Source organism: Streptomyces sp. NPDC051310 (assembly GCF_044455245.1).
Classification (GTDB): Bacteria; Actinomycetota; Actinomycetes; order Streptomycetales; family Streptomycetaceae; genus Streptomyces.
This window is the reverse complement of record NZ_JBITEO010000030.1, coordinates 1-18,472: the sequence shown is the minus strand read 5'-3', so window position 1 is coordinate 18,472 and position 18,472 is coordinate 1. Positions and strand designations below refer to the sequence as shown.

General features: G+C 73.7%; 16 protein-coding genes, 5 tRNA genes and 1 pseudogene. 8 read left to right on the top strand and 14 right to left on the bottom strand.

Going from position 1 to position 18,472, the window contains the following annotated elements; all coding sequences use genetic code 11:
- The first annotated feature begins 102 nt into the window (after positions 1-102).
- From ACIA79_RS30695 to ACIA79_RS30675, 5 genes are all read left to right on the top strand, one after another.
- A tRNA-Gly gene (locus ACIA79_RS30695) sits at positions 103-175 on the top strand.
- A gap of 35 nt (positions 176-210) precedes the next feature.
- Positions 211-284, top strand: a tRNA-Cys gene (locus ACIA79_RS30690).
- 1 nt (position 285) lies between these two features.
- Positions 286-357: transfer RNA gene (locus tag ACIA79_RS30685), tRNA-Val, on the top strand.
- A 20-nt stretch (positions 358-377) separates the two neighbouring features.
- Positions 378-449: transfer RNA gene (locus tag ACIA79_RS30680), tRNA-Val, on the top strand.
- A gap of 40 nt (positions 450-489) precedes the next feature.
- Positions 490-561: transfer RNA gene (locus ACIA79_RS30675), tRNA-Val, on the top strand.
- A gap of 49 nt (positions 562-610) precedes the next feature.
- On the opposite strand, the gene ACIA79_RS30670 is transcribed toward ACIA79_RS30675, so the two are convergent.
- From ACIA79_RS30670 to ACIA79_RS30655, 4 genes and pseudogenes are all read right to left on the bottom strand, one after another.
- A complete protein-coding gene (locus ACIA79_RS30670) occupies positions 611-880 on the bottom strand; it encodes a zf-TFIIB domain-containing protein (RefSeq protein WP_399431664.1) in 270 nt (89 codons plus the stop codon).
- A gap of 40 nt (positions 881-920) precedes the next feature.
- The gene (locus ACIA79_RS30665; protein WP_399431663.1) at positions 921-1,883 is read right to left on the bottom strand and encodes a phosphotransferase family protein; all 963 of its coding nucleotides are present in this window, start codon (positions 1,881-1,883) and stop codon (positions 921-923) included.
- A gap of 175 nt (positions 1,884-2,058) precedes the next feature.
- A complete protein-coding gene (locus ACIA79_RS30660; RefSeq protein ID WP_391812660.1) occupies positions 2,059-2,256 on the bottom strand; it encodes a hypothetical protein in 198 nt (65 codons plus the stop codon).
- Positions 2,257-2,452: 196 nt separating this feature from the next.
- Positions 2,453-2,687, bottom strand: a pseudogene (locus tag ACIA79_RS30655) (hypothetical protein).
- Positions 2,688-2,929: 242 nt separating this feature from the next.
- On the opposite strand from ACIA79_RS30655, the gene ACIA79_RS30650 reads away from it, so the two are divergent.
- Complete coding sequence (locus ACIA79_RS30650) at positions 2,930-4,111, top strand: serine/threonine-protein kinase (RefSeq protein ID WP_399431662.1); 1,182 nt, start codon at positions 2,930-2,932, stop codon at positions 4,109-4,111.
- A 215-nt stretch (positions 4,112-4,326) separates the two neighbouring features.
- On the opposite strand, the gene ACIA79_RS30645 is transcribed toward ACIA79_RS30650, so the two are convergent.
- The 8 genes from ACIA79_RS30645 to ACIA79_RS30610 form a co-directional block, all read right to left on the bottom strand.
- Positions 4,327-5,145, bottom strand: a complete 819-nt coding sequence (locus tag ACIA79_RS30645; protein WP_399431661.1) for a TrmH family RNA methyltransferase — start codon at positions 5,143-5,145, stop codon at positions 4,327-4,329.
- A gap of 78 nt (positions 5,146-5,223) precedes the next feature.
- Positions 5,224-6,468, bottom strand: coding sequence for a uroporphyrinogen-III C-methyltransferase (gene cobA / locus ACIA79_RS30640; protein WP_399431660.1), 1,245 nt, complete (start codon positions 6,466-6,468; stop codon positions 5,224-5,226).
- 507 nt (positions 6,469-6,975) lie between these two features.
- Complete coding sequence (cobT, locus tag ACIA79_RS30635; RefSeq protein WP_399431659.1) at positions 6,976-10,464, bottom strand: nicotinate-nucleotide--dimethylbenzimidazole phosphoribosyltransferase; 3,489 nt, start codon at positions 10,462-10,464, stop codon at positions 6,976-6,978.
- A gap of 308 nt (positions 10,465-10,772) precedes the next feature.
- On the bottom strand, positions 10,773-12,005 hold the full coding sequence (gene cbiE / locus ACIA79_RS30630) for a precorrin-6y C5,15-methyltransferase (decarboxylating) subunit CbiE (RefSeq protein ID WP_399431657.1): 1,233 nt from the start codon (positions 12,003-12,005) through the stop codon (positions 10,773-10,775).
- Positions 12,006-12,070: 65 nt separating this feature from the next.
- On the bottom strand, positions 12,071-12,703 hold the full coding sequence (locus ACIA79_RS30625; protein WP_399431656.1) for a GNAT family N-acetyltransferase: 633 nt from the start codon (positions 12,701-12,703) through the stop codon (positions 12,071-12,073).
- Between the two features lie 258 nt (positions 12,704-12,961).
- Entirely contained in the window at positions 12,962-13,822 is an 861-nt protein-coding gene (locus tag ACIA79_RS30620) for a MetQ/NlpA family ABC transporter substrate-binding protein (RefSeq protein ID WP_399431655.1), read from the bottom strand.
- A 65-nt stretch (positions 13,823-13,887) separates the two neighbouring features.
- Positions 13,888-14,559: a methionine ABC transporter permease gene (locus ACIA79_RS30615; RefSeq protein ID WP_399431654.1), complete on the bottom strand. Its 672-nt coding sequence runs from the start codon at positions 14,557-14,559 to the stop codon at positions 13,888-13,890.
- Positions 14,556-15,632 carry a methionine ABC transporter ATP-binding protein gene (locus ACIA79_RS30610; RefSeq protein WP_399431653.1) on the bottom strand — a complete coding sequence of 359 codons (1,077 nt, stop codon included), beginning with the start codon at positions 15,630-15,632 and terminating at the stop codon, positions 14,556-14,558. The genes ACIA79_RS30615 and ACIA79_RS30610 overlap by 4 nt, the downstream gene beginning before the upstream one ends.
- A 586-nt stretch (positions 15,633-16,218) precedes the next feature.
- Between ACIA79_RS30610 and ACIA79_RS30605 the strand changes: the two genes are divergently transcribed.
- Both ACIA79_RS30605 and ACIA79_RS30600 read left to right on the top strand, forming a co-directional pair.
- Positions 16,219-16,578, top strand: coding sequence for a hypothetical protein (locus ACIA79_RS30605; RefSeq protein WP_399431652.1), 360 nt, complete (start codon positions 16,219-16,221; stop codon positions 16,576-16,578).
- Between the two features lie 36 nt (positions 16,579-16,614).
- Positions 16,615-16,992, top strand: coding sequence for a hypothetical protein (locus ACIA79_RS30600; protein ID WP_399431651.1), 378 nt, complete (start codon positions 16,615-16,617; stop codon positions 16,990-16,992).
- On the opposite strand, the gene ACIA79_RS30595 is transcribed toward ACIA79_RS30600, so the two are convergent.
- Both ACIA79_RS30595 and ACIA79_RS30590 read right to left on the bottom strand, forming a co-directional pair.
- On the bottom strand, positions 16,970-17,446 hold the full coding sequence (locus ACIA79_RS30595; protein WP_399431650.1) for a GNAT family N-acetyltransferase: 477 nt from the start codon (positions 17,444-17,446) through the stop codon (positions 16,970-16,972). The two genes, ACIA79_RS30600 and ACIA79_RS30595, sit on opposite strands and share 23 nt — an antisense overlap.
- A 39-nt stretch (positions 17,447-17,485) precedes the next feature.
- Complete coding sequence (locus ACIA79_RS30590) at positions 17,486-18,226, bottom strand: sigma-70 family RNA polymerase sigma factor (RefSeq protein ID WP_399431649.1); 741 nt, start codon at positions 18,224-18,226, stop codon at positions 17,486-17,488.
- Between the last annotated feature and the right edge of the window lie 246 nt (positions 18,227-18,472).

The window sequence follows — 18,472 nt, the reverse complement described above, 5'->3', positions numbered from 1 at the left end:
AGGGCAGCGCAGCACGCTGGGCAAACGCGTTTTTGTACTGGCCCGGGAATCCGCTAGAGTTCAACACGTCGCCGGGACGCGCAAGCGAAACGGAAACGACAAGCGGACGTGGCTCAGTTGGTAGAGCATCACCTTGCCAAGGTGAGGGTCGCGAGTTCGAATCTCGTCGTCCGCTCGAAGTGGGGGATCTTCCCGACCCCCTGCACTCCGGGTGGAGTGGCCGAGAGGCGAGGCAACGGCCTGCAAAGCCGTCTACACGGGTTCAAATCCCGTCTCCACCTCCAAGGACGATTAGCTCAGCGGGAGAGCGCTTCCCTGACACGGAAGAGGTCACTGGTTCAATCCCAGTATCGTCCACTGGATCTTCGGATCCCCCCGCGCGATTAGCTCAGCGGGAGAGCGCTTCCCTGACACGGAAGAGGTCACTGGTTCAATCCCAGTATCGCGCACGCAGTGCACATGATCCCGATCACCGGATCATGGTCCCGAGGACGATTAGCTCAGCGGGAGAGCGCTTCCCTGACACGGAAGAGGTCACTGGTTCAATCCCAGTATCGTCCACACGCCCCGGAGCCCCGGCCGCATCAGCGGCCGGGGCTCCGTCGTCGTCTCAGGAGGAGAAGAGCATCCGCCCGAAGCCGCGGTGGTGACCGTGGTGACCGTGGTGCGGGGCACCCCAGGCCGGGGCGTGCTGGGCGGGGTACGGCTGCGGGGCCGGCGGCGCGGGCGGGGCCTGCTGCACCCACTGCGCCTCCAGCCGGGTCAGCGCCTCGAGCTCGCCGTAATCGAGGAAGATCCCCCGGCAGCCGCTGCACTGCTCGATCTGGACGCCATTGCGGTTGTACGTGTGCATGGGCGCGTGGCACTTGGGACACTGCATGCTCGGCTCAACTCCTCGCCGTTCGGATGGTGTCCTCACCCTACGACGCGGGCTCGGGGTCCGACTCGGGAGGGAGTGTCGCAATTCTGGTACAGGCGTCGATGACGCTCCGTTCCACGTCGTCCAATGCGCGGTGCGCGGCCGACGACTTGGCGACGGCGAGCGCCGCGGTCTGGACGGTCAGGGCGCGGGCCGCAGTCTCCAGCCGGGGCCAGGGGTCCCCCTCCGACGGCACCGCCGGACCCCCGGCCGCGCGGTACGCGCCGAGGAACCGCGCCCAGATGCCGGGTGCCAGCAGCCCGGCCGCGAACCAGGCGGCGGGCCGGGCGAGGTCCCACGCGGGGTCCCCGAGGCCGAGGTCGTCGACGTCGATCAGCAGCCACGGACCGGTGGACGCCGGGTGGCGCACGAGCTGGCCGAGGTGGAGATCGCCGTGGCACAGCCGGCCGGGGCCGGGCGAGGGCGCCTCGTCGCGGGCCCAGGAGGGCAGGCGGGCCCAGGCGGCCAGCACGGGCGCGGCCGCCGGGTGCGGTCCGGCCGCCCGCATCCGCGCCACGGCCCGCGCCGCCTTCGCCGGGCCGCGCATCGGCGGCAGCGGGCCCGGGAGTCCGGCGGGCGGTACGGCGTGGAGACGGGCCAGCAGCGTCGCCGCCTCCTCCCAGGGCGCGGCGTCCGGGTCGGCGGGGTCGACGGGCGAGCCGTACGGCCAGGCGGTCACCGGACGCCCCCGCACCTGAGTGCCGGCCACCGGCAGCGGCGGCAGCAGGATCCCGGTGAGACGCGGGTGCGCGGCGACCGCGAGACGGGTGCGGTGCGCGGACCCGTCGGTGCCGGGCGCGTGCGCCTTGGCCACCGCGCGCCCGTGCCGTACGACGGTGCCGTCCGCGCGGTCGGCGAGCACGGCCGGCGCGTCCCGCCCGCAGGCGCGGCACCCCGCGCCCGGGGCGTGCGCCGCCCCTCGCGCGACCGCCGCCAGCTCCCGTACGAGCACCCCGTCGTCCATGCCCCGACCCTACGTGCCGGGCCGGCGGCCTCTCCCCCGGCCACCCGCGAAAAGGCAGTGGCCGGCAGCTCCCCAGCTGCCGGCCACCGATAGCCGTCCGCCGCACCCCCGTCCCCACGGGGTTGTTGGCCGGATGTCGTCGACCCGGGCCGCTCTCCCGGGTCCGGAGCGCCGCTCAGCGCCCCAGCATCACGCCCACGGACGACGCCTGTGTCACCACTGCGTCCCAGCCGCCGAAGGCGACCACCAGCAGGGCGGCCAGGGGAAGGACCATCGCCGTCGCCACCAGCGGGTGGCGGCGGGCGGACGGGCGGTCGCCGAACGGGCGGCTGCCGTGCGGGACGTGCCCCTTCAGCGATGCCATGTCCGCCATGGTTCCGGTTCCTCTCCTGTCGAGTCTGGCAGCGGCGGGTGCTTTACCTCGGGGGACGAGAGCTCCACCCGCCGCTTGTCTTCAACAGTAGGGACACGGCAGGTCCCGGGCGTCATGCCCGCGTACCGATTGACGGGCCTCCCCGAGGATGAGCCGCCGGTCCGCGGCGTACTCCCCTGGGTGGAGACCGGCCCCCCTACGCCTCAGGGTCGTCGGCCCGCGGTACCGGCTGCTCGACCACGACCTAGCACCCGGTTGGCCATGAAGCGGGCCGTCCGCACCACTGCCCCGGTACGGGTGACTTCGCTCACTTCCACCACCCCCCTGCGGACCGCCGTATCGACCCTGCGTCCCGCCCGGCTTGCCACCACTTCGTACGTCCGCGTCGTGTCCCCCGCGTCCACGACCATCTCCACCCGCTCGCCCTTCATCGATCCAATCCCCCTTCTGTGATGGATCATTGGGACTTCCCGCGGCCCGAGGAGCCTGCGTCGGCGGCCCCCTGACCACTCCTCAAATCTCCCACCGGGCACTGACAATCGATCGGCCCGCGAGGGCGCGGCCTATGAGCACACCGGGGCGCGGGTACGTAAGCTGTGCGACGTCAAAGGGAGTCAAACGGATAACCGCGGCTGCGGAGGTGGGGGCAACCCACCGTAGGTAGGGGACGGACATGGCGATGATGCGGCTCCGGCGCGAGGATCCGCGTGTCGTCGGCTCGTTCAGGCTGCACCGGCGGCTGGGCGCGGGCGGTATGGGGGTCGTGTACCTCGGTTCCGACCGGCGCGGGCAGCGGGTGGCCCTGAAGGTGATCCGGCCGGATCTCGCCGAGGACCAGGAATTCAGGTCGCGGTTCGCCCGCGAGGTGTCGGCCGCGCGGCGGATCCGCGGCGGGTGCACCGCCCGGCTCGTGGCGGCCGACCTGGAGGCGGACCGCCCGTGGTTCGCCACCCAGTACGTGCCGGGGCCGTCCCTGCACGACAAGGTCGCCGAGGAGGGGCCGCTGTCGGCGGCCGACGTGGCCGCCATCGGCGCCGCGCTCTCCGAGGGACTGGTCGCCGTCCACGAGGCGGGCGTCGTGCACCGGGACCTCAAGCCCTCGAACATCCTGCTGTCGCCCAAGGGCCCGCGGATCATCGACTTCGGCATCGCCTGGGCGACCGGCGCGTCCACGCTCACGCACGTCGGCACGGCGGTGGGCTCCCCCGGGTTCCTCGCCCCCGAGCAGGTCCGGGGCGCCGCGGTCACCCCCGCCACGGACGTCTTCTCGCTGGGCGCCACCCTGGCGTACGCGGCGATGGCCGACTCGCCGTTCGGACACGGCAGTTCCGAGGTCATGCTCTACCGCGTGGTGCACGAGGAACCGCAGCTGCGCGGCGTGCCGGACGCGCTGGCCCCGCTCGTACGGGCCTGTCTGGCCAAGGACCCGGAGGAGCGCCCCAGCACGCTGCAACTGTCCATGCGGCTCAAGGAGATCGCCGCGCGGGAGGCGCAGGGGCTGTCCGACGGGCGGCCGCTCGTGCCCCGTCCGGCCGCACGGCCCGCGGACGACCGCACGACGGGGCAGCTCACCGAGCGGTACACGGAGCGCACCGCGGAGCGGAGCACGGAGCGCGGCGCCGCGCGCACCACGCAGGGGCGCGCGCAGCGCACGCCGGCGCCTCACCCGTCACGCGGCGGCGCGCGGACCGGCGGTGGCGGGCGCCCCGCGTCCCGGCCGGGCGGCGCACGGCCCACGTCGGGCGGACGCAGGCCCGCGAACCCCCGGCTGCTGCGGCAGCGGATCGTCGTCTTCGTCGTCGTGACGCTGATCGTCCTGCTGGGGATCGCCGCGGCGCAGGCCCTGCAGGGGTAGCCGGGCGGACCCGGCGTCCCGCGGCCGCCGCTGCTGCGCGGGGCGCGTGCCCGGCCGGGGGCCGGGGAGGGGTGCGGGGGTCAGGCGGCGGGGCGGCCGGCGGTGACGGTGGGCAGGTCGGAGCGTCAGGCGCCGGGGCGGCCGGCGGTGACGGTGGGCAGGTCTGAGCGTCAGGCGCCGGGGCGGCCGGCGGTGACGGTGGGCCGGTCGGGGCGTCAGATGCCGGGGCGGCCGGTGGCCACCGCGTAGAACGCGACCGCCGCCGCGGCGCCCACGTTCAGCGAGTCCACTCCGTGCGCCATCGGGATGCGGACCCACTCGTCGGCAGCCATCAGCGCCTTCGCGGACAGGCCGTCGCCCTCCGCGCCCAGCATCAGCGCCACCCGCTCCAGACGGTGCGGAGCGGCCTCGTCGATCGCCGTCGCCTTCTCGTCGGGGGTCAGCGCGAGCAGCTGGAACCCTGCCTCCCGTACCGTCTCCAGGCCCCGGGGCCAGGACTCCAGGCGGGCGTACGGGACGGAGAACACCGCCCCCATGGAGACCTTCACGGAGCGGCGGTACAGCGGATCCGCGCAGTCCGGCGACAGCAGCACCGCGTCCATGCCGAGCGCGGCGGCACTGCGGAAAATGGCACCGATGTTGGTGTGATCGTTCACGCCCTCCATCACGACCACCCGGCGGGCGTCCCGCAGCAGTTCCTCCGCCGACGGCAGCGGCGTGCGCTGCATCGAGGCGAGCGCCCCGCGGTGCACGTGGTAGCCGGTGACCCGCTCCGCGAGATCCGGGTGCACCGCGTACACCGGGGCCGGGACCTCGTCGATCACGTCCCGCATGGCGTCGACCCACTTCGCCGACAGCAGCATCGAACGCATCTCGTAACCGGCCTGCCGGGCCCGCCGGATGACCTTCTCGCCCTCCGCGATGAACAGGCCCTCCGCCGGCTCGCGGCGGCGCCGCAGCTCGACGTCGGTCAGGCCCGTGTAGTCACGCAGGCGCGGGTCGTCGGGGTCGTCGACGGTGATGAGATCTGCCACAGGGTGATACTGCCTTGTCGTGCGTACGGTGCCAACGCCGTGCCCGGCGCGGGTCACCTCGGGTGACGAGTGTGCGGCTCAGACGGAGGACGGGGCCGGCCTCTTGTCGGGGCCCTCCTGGACGACGTCGCCGATGACGATCACGGCCGGCGGACGGACGTCCTCGGCCGCGACCCGCTCCGCCACCGTCGCCAGCGTGGCGTCCACACGGCGCTGCGCGGCCGTCGTGCCCTCCTGGATCAGCGCCAGCGGTGTGTCCGGGGCCTTGCCGTACGCGACCAGGGCCCGCGCGATGGCCCCGATCTTGTCCACGCCCATCAGGATCACCAGCGTGCCGCGCAGCTTGGCGAGCGACTCCCAGTCGACCAGCGAACGCGGGTCCTCGGGAGCCACGTGGCCGCTGACCACCGTGAACTCGTGCGCCACCCCGCGGTGCGTCACCGGGATGCCCGCGGCGCCCGGGACGCTGATCGAGCTGGAGATGCCCGGCACGACCGTGCAGGCGATGCCCGCCTCGGCCAGTGCCTGCGCCTCCTCCATGCCGCGCCCGAACACGAACGGGTCACCGCCCTTGAGGCGGACCACCGACTTGCCCGCCTTGGCGTGCTCGATGAGGGCGTTGTTGATGGCTTCCTGCGCCATGAAGCGGCCGTACGGGATCTTCGCCGCGTCGATCACCTCGACGTGCGGCGGCAGCTCGTCCAGCAGATCACGGGGGCCGAGGCGGTCCGCGATGACCACGTCCGCCTCCGCGAGCAGGCGGCGGCCGCGGACCGTGATCAGGTCCGGGTCGCCGGGGCCGCCGCCGACCAGCGCGACGAAGGGCGTACGGGCCCGGTGGTGCGGTGCGCCGATCGAGCCGTCGCGCAGCCCCTCGACGATCGCGTCCCGCACCGCCGCCGAGCGCCGCGGGTCGTGGCCCGTCAGCACCGCCACCGTGACGCCCTCGCTGCGGCCGGTCGCCGGGGTCCATGCCGTGGCCGCCTCGGCGTCGTCCGAGCGGACGCACCACACGCGGTGGCGCTCCGCCTCGGCGGACGCGCGTGCGTTCGCCTCCGGGTCGGTGGCCGCGATCAGCGCGTACCAGGCGTCGGCGAGGTCGCCGTCCTCGTACCGGCGCCGTACCCAGGTGATCTCTCCCGCCTCCGCCATCGCCTCGACGGACGGCGTCGCGGACGGGGAGACGAGGGTGATGTCCGCGCCCGCCGCGATCAGGGCGGGAAGACGGCGCTGGGCGACCTGGCCGCCGCCGATGACGACGACACGGCGCCCGGACAGGCGAAGTCCGACGGGGTAGGCGGGCTGCTCGGCGTACTCGACCATGGGGATGCGGCTCCTCGGCGAGGCGGTGATGCGGTGTGCGGGGCCGCTGCGACGGTGAAGCGGCTGGTGGGGCGGGGGGTGGAGCGGGGGAGGTCGCTTGCGACCACCTTACGGTGCGGGGCAAGGCACCGGTCCGGGGGCAGGGGCTACGGGACCGGAGCGGGGGCTGTCGGGGCCGGGGCGGGTGGCGCCCTGGGCCCGGGACGGGTGGTGTTGGTCCGGGCCCGGGGCGGGTGCTGCTGGTGTGGGCCAGGACCGTGCTGCTGGTCCCGCTCGGGACGGTGCTGCTGGTGTGGGCCTGGGCCGGGTGGTGCCGGCCCGGGCCCGGGACGGGGGGTGCCGGGGAGCTGTCCGGTGGGCCGTGGTCGGGGGGCGGGAGTTCCGGTGGGGGGCGGTCGGACTCTCGTTCACCGCGCTTCGCGCGAGTTCAGTCGCCCTACGTCCGACCACCCCCCACGCTCCGCCCCCGCCCCCCTCACGTACGTGGGCGGCGCACTCCCGTACCCGTCACTTCTCGGTGACACCCGCCGAGTCGAACGTCGCCACCTCGTGCATCGCGCGCGCCGCGCTCTGCACGATCGGGAGCGCCAGCAGCGCACCCGTGCCCTCGCCGAGGCGGAGGTCGAGGTCCACCAGCGGGCGCAGGCCCAGCTTGTTGAGGGCCGCCACGTGGCCCGGTTCCGCGCTGCGGTGGCCGGCGATGCAGGCGGCCAGCGACTCGGGTGCGATGGCGCGGGCCACGAGCGCCGCGGCGCCCGCGCTGACTCCGTCCAGGACGACCGGTGTGCGCAGCGACGCGCCGCCCAGGATGAAGCCGACCAGTGCCGCGTGCTCCAGGCCGCCGACCGCGGCGAGGACGCCCAGGGGGTCCGTCGGGTCGGGCTGGTGGAGGGCCAGCGCCCGGCGGACGACGTCCACCTTCCGCGCGTGCATCTCGTCGTTGATGCCCGTGCCGCGGCCGGTGACCTCCGCCGGGTCGACCTCCGTGTAGACGGAGATCAGCGCGGCCGACGCCGTGGTGTTCGCGATGCCCATCTCGCCGGTGAGCAGCGCCTTGTTGCCCGCCGCGACCAGATCGCGGGCCGTCTCGATGCCCACCTCGACCGCGGCGAGGACCTCCTCGCGGGTGAGCGCGGGACCGGTGGTGAAGTCGGCCGTGCCGGGGCGCACCTTGCGCGGCAGGAGGCCCGGCGTCGCGGGCAGGTCCCCGGCGACCCCGACGTCGATGACGCAGACCTCGGCCCCGACCTGGTTGGCGAACGCGTTGCAGACCGCGCCTCCGCCCAGGAAGTTGGCGACCATCTGGGCCGTCACCTCCTGCGGCCACGCCGTGACGCCCTGGGCGTGCACGCCGTGGTCGCCCGCGAAGATCGCCACGGCCGCGGGCTCGGGGATCGGCGGGGGGCACATCCGGGACAGGCCGGAGAGCTGCGCGGAGATGATTTCGAGCATGCCCAGGGCCCCGGCGGGCTTGGTCATGCGCTTCTGCCGCTCCCATGCCTCGCCGAGCGCCTTCGCGTCCAGGGGGCGGATGTTGGAGACGGTCTCCTGGAGGAGGTCGTGCGGCTCCTCGCCGGGCAGCGCGCGGCGGCCGTAGGTCTCCTCGTGGACGACCCACGACAGCGGGCGCCGCTTGGACCAGCCCGCCTGCATCAGCTCCGGCTCGTCGGGGAATTCGTCGACGTAACCGACGCAGAGGTACGCGACCACTTCGAGGTGCTCGGGCAACCCGAGGGCGCGGACCATCTCGCGCTCGTCGAAGAAGCTGACCCAGCCGACGCCGAGGCCCTCGGCGCGGGCGGCGAGCCAGAGGTTCTCGACGGCCAGCGCCGACGAGTACGGCGCCATCTGCGGCTGGGTGTGACGGCCCAGCGTGTGCCGGCCGCCCCGGGTGGGGTCGGCGGTGACGACGATGTTGACCGGCGTGTCGAGGATCGCCTCGATCTTCAGTTCCTTGAACTGCTTCGCCCGGCCCTTCGGCAGCGACTTCGCGTACGCCTCACGCTGGCGCTGTGCGAGCTCGTGCATCGTCCGCCGGGTCTCGGCGGAGCGGATGACGACGAAGTCCCAGGGCTGCGAGTGCCCCACGGACGGAGCGGTGTGGGCGGCTTCGAGGACCCTGAGCAGTACCTCGTGCGGGATCGGGTCGCTGCGGAATCCGTTGCGGATGTCACGGCGCTCACGCATCACGCGCAGGACCGCCTCACGCTCGGCGTCGTCGTAGCCGGGGGCGGGAGGGGCCGGCGGGGCGACCGCCGTCGTCTCCTGGGCGGTGCCGGTGGTGGTGTCGGCGCCGTTGTCCGCAGTGACGCCGGCGGTGGTGTCGGCTTCTGTGGCCGTGTCCGCGGTGGCGGCGTCGTCCGCGGTGGTGGCGTCGTCCGTGGCGGCGTCGTCCGTGGTGGCGTCGGTCGTGGCGGCCGGGGCGGTCGGCTGCTCCTGCGGCTGAGCGGACTCAGGGGTCTCCTGGGGCTCCTGCGCCTGCGGGGCCTCCTGCGTGAGGGCGCCCGCCGGTTCCCCGGCGGCCGGAGCCTCGGACGCAGGGGCCTCGGCGACCGGAGCCTCGGCAACCGGGGCCTCGGCGACCGGGGCCTCGGCGACCGCAGGCTGGGCAGCGGGAGCTTCCGCCACCGGAGCCTCGACCGCAGAAGCCTCGGCACCCGGAGCCTCGGGCGCGGGGGTCTCGGCGACCGGAGCCTCCGCGACCGCAGGCTGCGCAAGGGGAGCTTCCGCCACCGGAGCCTCGGGCGCAGGGATCTCGGCGACCGGAGCGTCCACGACCGGAGGCTGGGGCGCAGCGGCCTCGGCAACCGGGACCTCGGCAACCGGAGCCTCGGAGGCCGGGGCCTCCGGCGTCGCGTGCGCGGCGGGCGCGGGCTCGGGCTGCTCGGCGGCCGGGGCGGGCTCGGCGGGGGCCGGGGCCTGCGGCTCCTGCGGGTCCGCGGCGGCGGCCGGCTCCTGCGCGGTCTCCGCGACGGGGGCCGCCACCGGGTGGGCGTCGCCGTCGCGCGGCGCCGGAACCATCGGCTGCGGAGCCGGCTCGGCGGCCGGCGTGGGGGCCAGGTGAGGTGTCGTCGGAACGGACCCCTCGACCGGGACGAACTGTGCGGCGGGCGGCTCCGGAACGACCGTTTCTGCTGCGACGGGAGCCGGCGCCTGCGGTTCCTGGGGCTCGTGGGCCGGCTGGGACGGCCACGGCTCCGCGCCCTGCGGCGGGATCTCGGCGAGCTGGGGTCCGGACAGGCCGGGGGCGGGCTCCTCGCGCGGCACGTCCAGGTACTCGGGGCCGGTCATGGCCGGGGCCGGGTGGTGCACCGGCGCGGTGGCCGGTCCCCGGTCGGCGAGCGAGCGGACCACGCCGGACGGCGCCTCGGGCACGGGCGGGCCCATGTGGAGGGGGCGCCGCGCGGGCTGCGGGCCCTGCGCCGCGGGAGCCGCGACCGGCGCGGGGGCCGGGGCCTCCGCCGGAGCGGGTGCGTGCGGCGCCATGCGGACGGCGCTGAGGTCCACCGACCCCGAGTCACGGCCGCCCGCCACATGCGCGTCGGCCTCCGGCGCGACCTGCTCGTACCCGGCCGGCTCGTAGCCCTCGTACGTCTCGTACACGGGCTGCGGCTGCTCGGGGACGGTGAACTCCGGGGCAGGAGCGGGGGCCGCGGGAGCGTCCTGCGCCGGCGGGGCCGGGACGCCCGCCGCGGCGGGCGCCTCCGCCGGAGCCGGAGCGGGCGCGGGGGCGGACGCGGACGCGGATGCTGCGTGCTGCGGTACCGGGACCTGGTGCGCCGGCATCGGGTGCACCGGCGGCGCGACGGCGGCGGTCTGCGGATCGCCGCCCCACGCGCCCTGGGCGCCCGGCATCAGCAGCAGATCGTCGTCCTCGGCAGCGCTTTCGGAGGGGTCGAGGAAGGTGTACGCGCCCGGAGCGGGGATGCTCGGCTGCTCCACCATGCCTGCGTTCTCCGGCTGCCCCTCGCCCGGGACCTGGCCGGTGTCAGTCATGCGTACCCCTCGCCCATCGGTTGTGCTCCTTCAGACCTACGCCCGCACCAACAAGAACGAGCGTGCGCGCCGCGCGGCACGAAGGGCCGCGGACACCACGTATTCTCGCGGGCTTCCCCCAGGCATGGCAGCGTGATCCGCCGCCGGTGACTGTGGACTGCGCCACGTCGCGCGCCCCCCCTGATACGCCGTACCACAGTCGCAGCCTCAAAGAAGGTCACTTTTCCGGACATTGACGAAGGAACCGCCGAACGCCCGGCTGCGGTACAACAATCGGCCAGCCTACCCGGCGTGCCGTAGTGGCTCGGTCACGGGGCCGCGGCCGACCGGCTCCCGGCCAGCAGGAAGACCACCGAGCGGTCCCGTTCCTGCCAGTCGGCGGTGTCGAGTTCGACGGTCTGGAGCAGTGCGCACTCGACGGTGTACCCGCCCTCCGTGAGGGCGGCGCCGATCGCCTCGGCCTCGTCCCTGGTGGTGGCGTGCGCGACGATCCGCTCGGGGCGGCGGTCGGCGCAGGCGGCGACGACGGCCGCTCCCCCGCCCCCGACGCGTACGACGTCGGGCTCCGGGATCCGCTCCAGCACGTGCGGCGCGTGTCCAGCGACGGTCTGCACCTGCACGCCGTGGCGGCGAGCGGCGGCCTCGGTGCGGGCGCAGGCACCGGGGTCGGCGTCGACGGCGATGACGGCCGCGCCGAACCGGGCCGCTTCCACGGCGAGGGCGCCGGAGCCGCAGCCGATGTCCCAGACGAGGTCGCCGGGGCGCGGCCCGAGGCGGGCCAGCTGGGCGGCGCGCAGGTCCGCCGACTCGCCCCTGCCCGGTGCTCCGTCGTACGCGCCGGGCGGCAGCGCCCAGCCGCGTACGGTGCCGGGGTCGCGGCCCATCAGCCACGGCCCGCTCGGCGCTCCCGCGGCGGGCGGGGCGGCGGGTGCGGCCGCGGAGCCGCCGATGACGATGACGACGTTGGGGTCGCGCCAGGCGTGGTCGGCGGCCTTGTCGGAGGTGAGGACGCTGACCTGTTCCCGCTCGGTACCGAGCTCCTCGCAGATCACGAAGGTGCGGTGGACGCCTTCGAGCAGCAGTGCGAGCTCGGCGGGTCCGGCGCCCGGGGAGGTGAGGACGGCGACCTTGGGGTGCGCCCGGCAGATGTTGACGGCGCGGCGCAGCGTACGGCTGTGCGCGACGACGATCTGGGCGTCGTCCCACGGCATGCCGGCGCGGGCGAAGGCCGCGGCGACCGAGGAGACCGCGGGCACCACCTCGACCTCCAGTCCGTACTGGGGGGCGCGCAGGGTGCGGACGACGCCGAAGAAGCCCGGGTCGCCGTCGGCGAGGACGACGGCGGTGCCGCGGTGGCCGGCGATGCGGCGGGCGGCGAGGTCGACGCTGCCGAGGCGGATGCGCTCGGCGGCGGGCGGGATCTCGGGGAGCGCCAGGTGGTGGGCGGCTCCGGCCACCAGGGTGGCGGCCGACAGGGCGGACCGCGCGGCCGCGGTGAGGGGCGAGCCGTCCCAGCCGATCACCGTGACCCGGTCGGCCATCTTCGTCTGCCTCCTGGTGAGTTGGTGCAGGTCGGGCAGGGCGAGGGTACCTCGGTTCGCTGTCGTCAGTTCCAGTCGGTGAAGCCGGAGTAGCCGGCGTCGGCCAGTTGGTCGGCGCCGTCGAAGTCCTCCGGGAGCAGGCTCCACACGATCAGGTCGGTCCTGACGTCGGTCCAGCCGCCGTCCTCCGTCCGGGTGCGCGCTATCCAGGCGTTGCGCAGGACGCCTTCGCTGATGCAGCCGATCTTCTGGGCGACCTGCTGGGAGGCGGTGTTGTCGGCGGGGGTGCGCAGTTCGAGGCGCTCGAAGCGCAGGTCGCGGAAGAGCCACTGCGCGACGGCGAGGACGGATTCGGTGGCGTACCCCTCGCCGCGGGCCCAGGGGGCGGTGATGTAGGAGACCTCGGTGGCGCGGATGCGCCAGTCGGTGTTGCCGAGGCGGATGGTGCCGACGAGCCGCTGGGTCAGGAACTCGGTGACGGCCAGGGCGATCCCGCGGCCCGCGGTGCGCTGTGCGGGAGCGATCCTGCGGACCCACTTCTCGGCGTCCGCCGTCGTGTAGGGATGGGGCACGGCGGTCCAGGCGACGACCGTCTCGTCGTTCATCATCTCGGTGTGCGCGGGGACGTCCGCTTCCTCGTAGGGGCGCAGCACCAACCGCTCCGTGCTGATGGAGATGTCCGGGAAGGTGGTAGTCATGCGCTGCTCCATGCCGAAGACCGTCCGTAAAGCCATGAACGCACAGCATGCAGCATGGGGCACAGGGTGCGCATGGGTGGGTCGGTACGGCTGCGTCGTTACGTCACCGTTGTGACGCCGGCCGGTGCCCGGGATCCGTGCCGGGACGCGTTCGCTGCCCGTGCCCGGCGGGCCGTGGGCGGCCGGGGATGTGCCGCAGGCCCCCCGCACCGGACGGGGTGCGGGGGACCTGCGGACGGCGGCTGCGGCTGCGGCTTGTTACTTGACGGCGCCGAAGGCCGGGACGACCGAGCCGTTGCTGTAGGTGTCCTCGATGTACTTCTTCACCTCGGGCGAGTTGAGCAGCCCGGCGAGCTTCTTCACCCGCGGGTCGCTCTCGTCGCCCTTCTTGACGGCGAGGAAGTTGGCGTACGGGTTGCCCTCGGCCTTCTCCAGCGCCAGGGCGTCCTTGGCCGGGTTGAGCTGGGCCTCGATGGCGTAGTTGCCGTTGATGACGGCGGCGTCCACGTCGTTCAGGGCGCGGGGCACGGTGGCCGCCTCCAGCTCCTTGAACTCCAGGCCCTTCCTGTCCTCGATGTCGGAGAGCTTGGCGTCGGCGCCCACGCCGTCCTTGAGGGTGATCACACCGTGGTCGGCGAGGAGCTTGAGCGCGCGGCCCTCGTTGGTGGTGTCGTTGGGGACGGCGACGGTCTGGCCGGGCTTGAGGTCCTTGAGGTCCTTGACCTTCTTGGAGTAGAAGCCCAGCGGCTCCAGGTGCACGTTGACGACCGGGACGATGTCGGTCTCGTTCTTCTTGTTGAAGTCGTCCAGGTACGGCTTGTGCTGGAAGTAGTTGGCGTCGACCTGACCGGACTGGGTGGCGGTGTTGGGCAGGACGTAGTCCGTGAACTCCTTCACCTCCAGCTTGAGGCCGGCCTTCTCCGCCAGGTTGTCCCGGACGTAGGTGAGGATGTCGGCGTGCGGCGTCGGGGACGCGGCGACGACGAGCGGCGTGGCGGCGCCGTCCTTGCCCGAGCCGGACGAGGAGGCCGGGTCGGAGGCCGTGCCGCAGGCCGTGAGGCCGAGGGTGAGGACGGTGATGCCGGCGAACGCCGTGGTGAGCTTGATGTTCTTACGCACGAAAAGTGCCTCTTTCTGGTGGTGCGGACTGCGCCCGGACAAGGAGTGCGGGCTGGAGGGGGAAGTCAGTTGGTGGTGCGGCCCCGGCGCGCGAGGAGGCGTACTGCCCCGTCGCCGATGAGCTGGACGACCGTGACGATGACGATCAGCAGCACCACGGTGATGAGCATGAAGTTGGTCTCGAAGCGCTGGTAGCCGTAGGTGATGACCTTGGAGCCGAGGCCTTCGCCCCCGACCGCGCCGGCCAGCGCCGAGTAGCTGATCAGCGTGATCACCGTGGTGGTGAGGGCCGCGATCAGGGAGGGCAGGGCCTGCGGGAGCAGCACCTTCCCCACGATGGTCGGGATGGAGCCGCCCATGGACTGCACGGCCTCGACGAGCCCGTGGTCCACCTCGCGGACGGCCGTCTCGACCAGGCGCGCGAAGAACGGGATGGCGCCGATGGAGAGCGGCACGATCATCGCGGAGGGACCGATGAAGGTGCCGACCACCAGGGTCGTGAAGGGGATCAGGGCGATCAGCAGGATGATGAACGGCAGCGAGCGGCCGATGTTCACGATCCCGCCGATGACCTTGTTCACCGGGCGGTTCTGCAGCAGTCCGCCCTTGTCGGTCAGGACGAGCAGGACACCGAGCGGGAGGCCGCCGATGACGGTGACGACGGTGGACCACAGCACCATGTAGAGCGTGTCGATGGTGCCCTGCTCCAGCAGGGGCCGCATCTCTTCCCAGGTCACTTCGCGGTCTCCTTCACCAGGCCCTGCGCGGGCACGTGCAGCTGCTGCGGCCGGCCGGGCCGCTGCGCCTCGTCGTCGACGACGTCGACCTGCAGTCCCTGCTCGCGCAGGAAGCCGATGGGCACGACGTTGTCCTCGTACCGGCCGGGCAGCTCGATGCGCATGCGGCCGATCTGCCGGCCGCCGACGGTGTCCATGGCGGCGCCGAGGATGGAGATGTCGATGTTGTACGTGCGTGCGAGCTGCGAGATGACGGGCCGGGTGGCGGCCTCGCCGTGGAAGGTGACGTCGATGACCGTACGGTCGGGGCCGGATGCCTGCCCGTTCACCGGGAACAGCTCGTGGGCGAGTTCGGAGCCCGGCGTGGCCAGCAGGCCGGCGACCGTGCCGGACTCGACGATCCTGCCCTTCTTCATGAGGGCGGCCGAGTCGCAGATGGTCTTGACGACGTCCATCTCGTGCGTGATGAGGAGGACGGTCAGGCCGAGCTGCTGGTTGAGGTCGCGCAGCAGCTGGAGGATGGAACGGGTGGTCTCCGGGTCGAGCGCGCTGGTGGCCTCGTCCGAGAGCAGCACCTTCGGATTGCCGGCCAGCGCCCGGGCGATGCCGACGCGCTGCTTCTGCCCGCCGGAGAGCTGGGCGGGGTACGCCTTGGCCTTGTCGGCGAGGCCGACGAGGTCGAGGAGTTCGAGGGCGCGGCGGGAGCGGTCGGCTCCGGAGACGCCGAGGATCTCCAGGGGCAGCTCGACGTTGTCCTGCACGGTGCGCGAGGACAGCAGGTTGAAGTGCTGGAAGACCATGCCGATGCGGCTGCGCGCGCGGCGCAGGTCCTTGCCGGCGCGGCGGCCGCGGCCGGCGAGCGCGGTGAGGTCGGTGCCGTCGACCGTCACGGTGCCGGCGGTGGGGCGCTCCAGGAGGTTGACGCAGCGGATGAGCGAGGACTTGCCGGCGCCGCTCTGTCCGATGACGCCGAAGACCTCGCCCTCGCGGACGTGGAGGTCGACGCCGTCCAGAGCGGTGACCTGGCGGCCTCTCGACTCGTAGACCTTGGTCAGGCCCGAGGTGGTGATCACAGGGGTTTTCCGTCACTGTCGAGTGCGCGGCGCGGAGTCCGCCGGGCACGGGGCGTTCGTCGATCCGACGCACGGCACGGCTGATTCGGCTGGTGGCCGGGGATGCGTGCGCGCGGGGCAGGGCGTCGCGGTCCGACGGTGGGTACGGACGCGGCGGCTCGCTCGCTGTCGGTCTCGCTTCGGGGCGCGAGGCTCAGGCAGGGGCCCTCAGAAGGCGCACATTCGACACATACAACGAGCACCGGGCGTCGTCATCGCCTCGGTCGCAAGGGTGCGGCTGCTCGTCGTGGTCATGCGTGCCAGTAAAGCAGACACGTCTTCGCGGGCCGGACGATTGTCCGAATAGCGGACCGCACCAGTGCAGCATACGGACATCCGCCTGCCGTATTTGCCACCCGGATCTCCTGCTCCCACGCCGCTGACCTGCGCGAACACCACCGAAGGCGGTGCTCGGCGGCGCTCGCTCCGAACGGCGCGGGCCGGCCTCCTGTGGTCAAGACCACGGTCGGTCGCGGTGCCCGGGCCGGCGCTGCCGCCACCGGGGGCGGTCGCGGCGGCTCCGGCGTCCCGTATTAACCTCGGGCGCATGCTCGACGCCTTGACGATCGCGGTCTCCGCGGCCGCGCTCGCCCTCGCCGCCTGGTGCGGCTTCGCCGCCTACCGGGACCAGCCGACGAAGGACTGGCACTTCATCGGTATGGCGGTGGTGACGGTGCTGGCGCTGGCGCAACTGGTCGTCGGGGTCGTCCGGCTCGCCCGGGGTGAGAAGGCCGACGAAGGCACGGCCATCTTCCTCGCCTATCTGATCGGCGCGTTCTGCGCGGTGCCGGCGGCCGGGTTCATGTCGCTCGCGGAGCGCACCCGCTGGGGATCGGCGACGGTGGCGGCGGGCGCGGTGGTGCTGGCGGTGCTCGAAGTGCGCCTCTTCGACATCTGGGAGGGCTGAGAGGTGACGGAGCGCCGGTTGGCGAAGGGCCCGGGCATGCCGCTCGTCTGGCTCTACGGCGTGATGTCCGTGGGCGCGGTGTCGCGGTCGGCGCTGCAGATCGCCACCGAGTTCGGCCGGGCCCCGCTGGCGTACACGCTGTCCGCGCTGGCGGCGTTGGTGTACGTCTTCATCACGTACACGCTGGTGCGGGGCGGGGAGACGGCCCGCAGGGCGGCGCTGGTGTGCTGCGCCGCCGAGCTCGTGGGCGTGCTGGTCGTGGGGACCTGGACGGTGCTGGACCCGGGGGCCTTCCCGGACGCCACGGTGTGGTCGAAGTACGGATTCGGATACGTCTTCATCCCGGTGCTGCTGCCGGTGACCGGGATCATGTGGCTGCGGAAGGCCGGGGTCAGGCGGCCTTCTCCAGCGTGACGAGGGTGAGGCGCGGGCCCACTTCCCGGGTGGCGACGGCCTCGTAGCCCCTCTTGCGGTAGAGGCGGAGGTTGCCCTCGCTGCGGTGGCCGGTGAAGAGCTGGTACCGCTGGGCGGCGGGGTCGGCGGCGAAGTGCTGCTCGATGGCGTCGAGAAGACGTCCGCCGAGGCCGTGGCGGCGCATCCGCGGGTGGACGATGAGCTTGGCGATGCGGGCCGTGCCGGTGTCGTCGATCTCGCCGCGTACGGAGGCGACGACCTCGCCACCGAGACGCGCCACGAGGGCGTGGCCGCGGGCGATTTCGGCCTTGAGGTCGTCGAGGCTCTGGGTCAGGGGCTCGATGGAGTAGTCGCCGTAGAGCTCGGCTTCGCTCTGGTAGCACAGGTACTGCAACTTCAGGATGTGTTCCGCGTCCTGCTCGTCCGCCGCTGCGATGGTCACGCTCATGCCCATGTGTGCCTGCCTCCGGCTCACCTGATACGCCCTGTCGGTCTACCGCACCTTTCCCCGATGTTCAGGAGCGGCAACCTCTGCCGCGAGCATTCTGCGCAGACATCCCAGGCAGCGGGAACGCATCGGCCCCAAACTGCCTTGTGAGATACCCAACTCTCCTGCGATTTCGCGGTATGTGGGATCCTTCGGCGACAGCATCGCAGTCAGCAGCCGTCGGCAGTGGGCGGGCGTCCGGTCGATCGCGGCGCGCAGGACGCGGCGGCGCTCGGCGACGAGGGCCGCACGCTCCGGCTCGGCGGCGTCGGGGCCGGGACCGTCGCCGTCGCCGCCTCCCCCGGCGTAGGGGCGTTCGCGCCCGGCGGTGCGGCGGGCCCGGCGGGCCTCGGCTCGGACGGCGCGGCGCAGCCAGTCGGCGGGTTGGGCCGGTACGCCCGGGCCGTCGTCGTCCAGCCGCTCAAGGAGCCGGAGCCACACGGCCTGTTCGAGGTCGCCCGCCTCCACCCCGGCGGCCGCCGCCTCGGCCTGCGACTCGGCGGCGAGGAGCGGCGCGAGGGCCCTGACGAGCTCCCGCACGGCATGCGCCGCGCCGCGCGGCGACGGGGTGTCCCGGGCCTGCGCGGCGGCCCGGATGCGCGCGGCGCCGCAGCCGGACGCGGCGCCACGCGCCGACGGGGTGCCGCGGCCGGGCGCGACGCCCCTGGTGCGCGTCGGGGCTTCGGCGGGCGCGGACGCGGTGGCAGTGGCGGACGAATCGGCGGGCTGTCCGGTCGGTGTCGTCATGCCGCGCACGACACCCGCCCCGCCGCGCACGGTTTCACCCCCGCGCCCAAACCCCCCGTCCGGATGGACGCTGCGGCACGGAGTTGACGCAGGCGCGGGCGAGCCGGAGGCGGGGGGCGGGCGTGGGCGTGGGCGTGGCGGCCCCGGCCCGCCCCCCCCCCCCGGCCCCCCGGGGGGGGGCCCCCCGGGGGGGGCCCGGGGGGGGCGGCGGGGGGGGGCGGCGCGCCCCCCCCCCCCCCCCCCGGC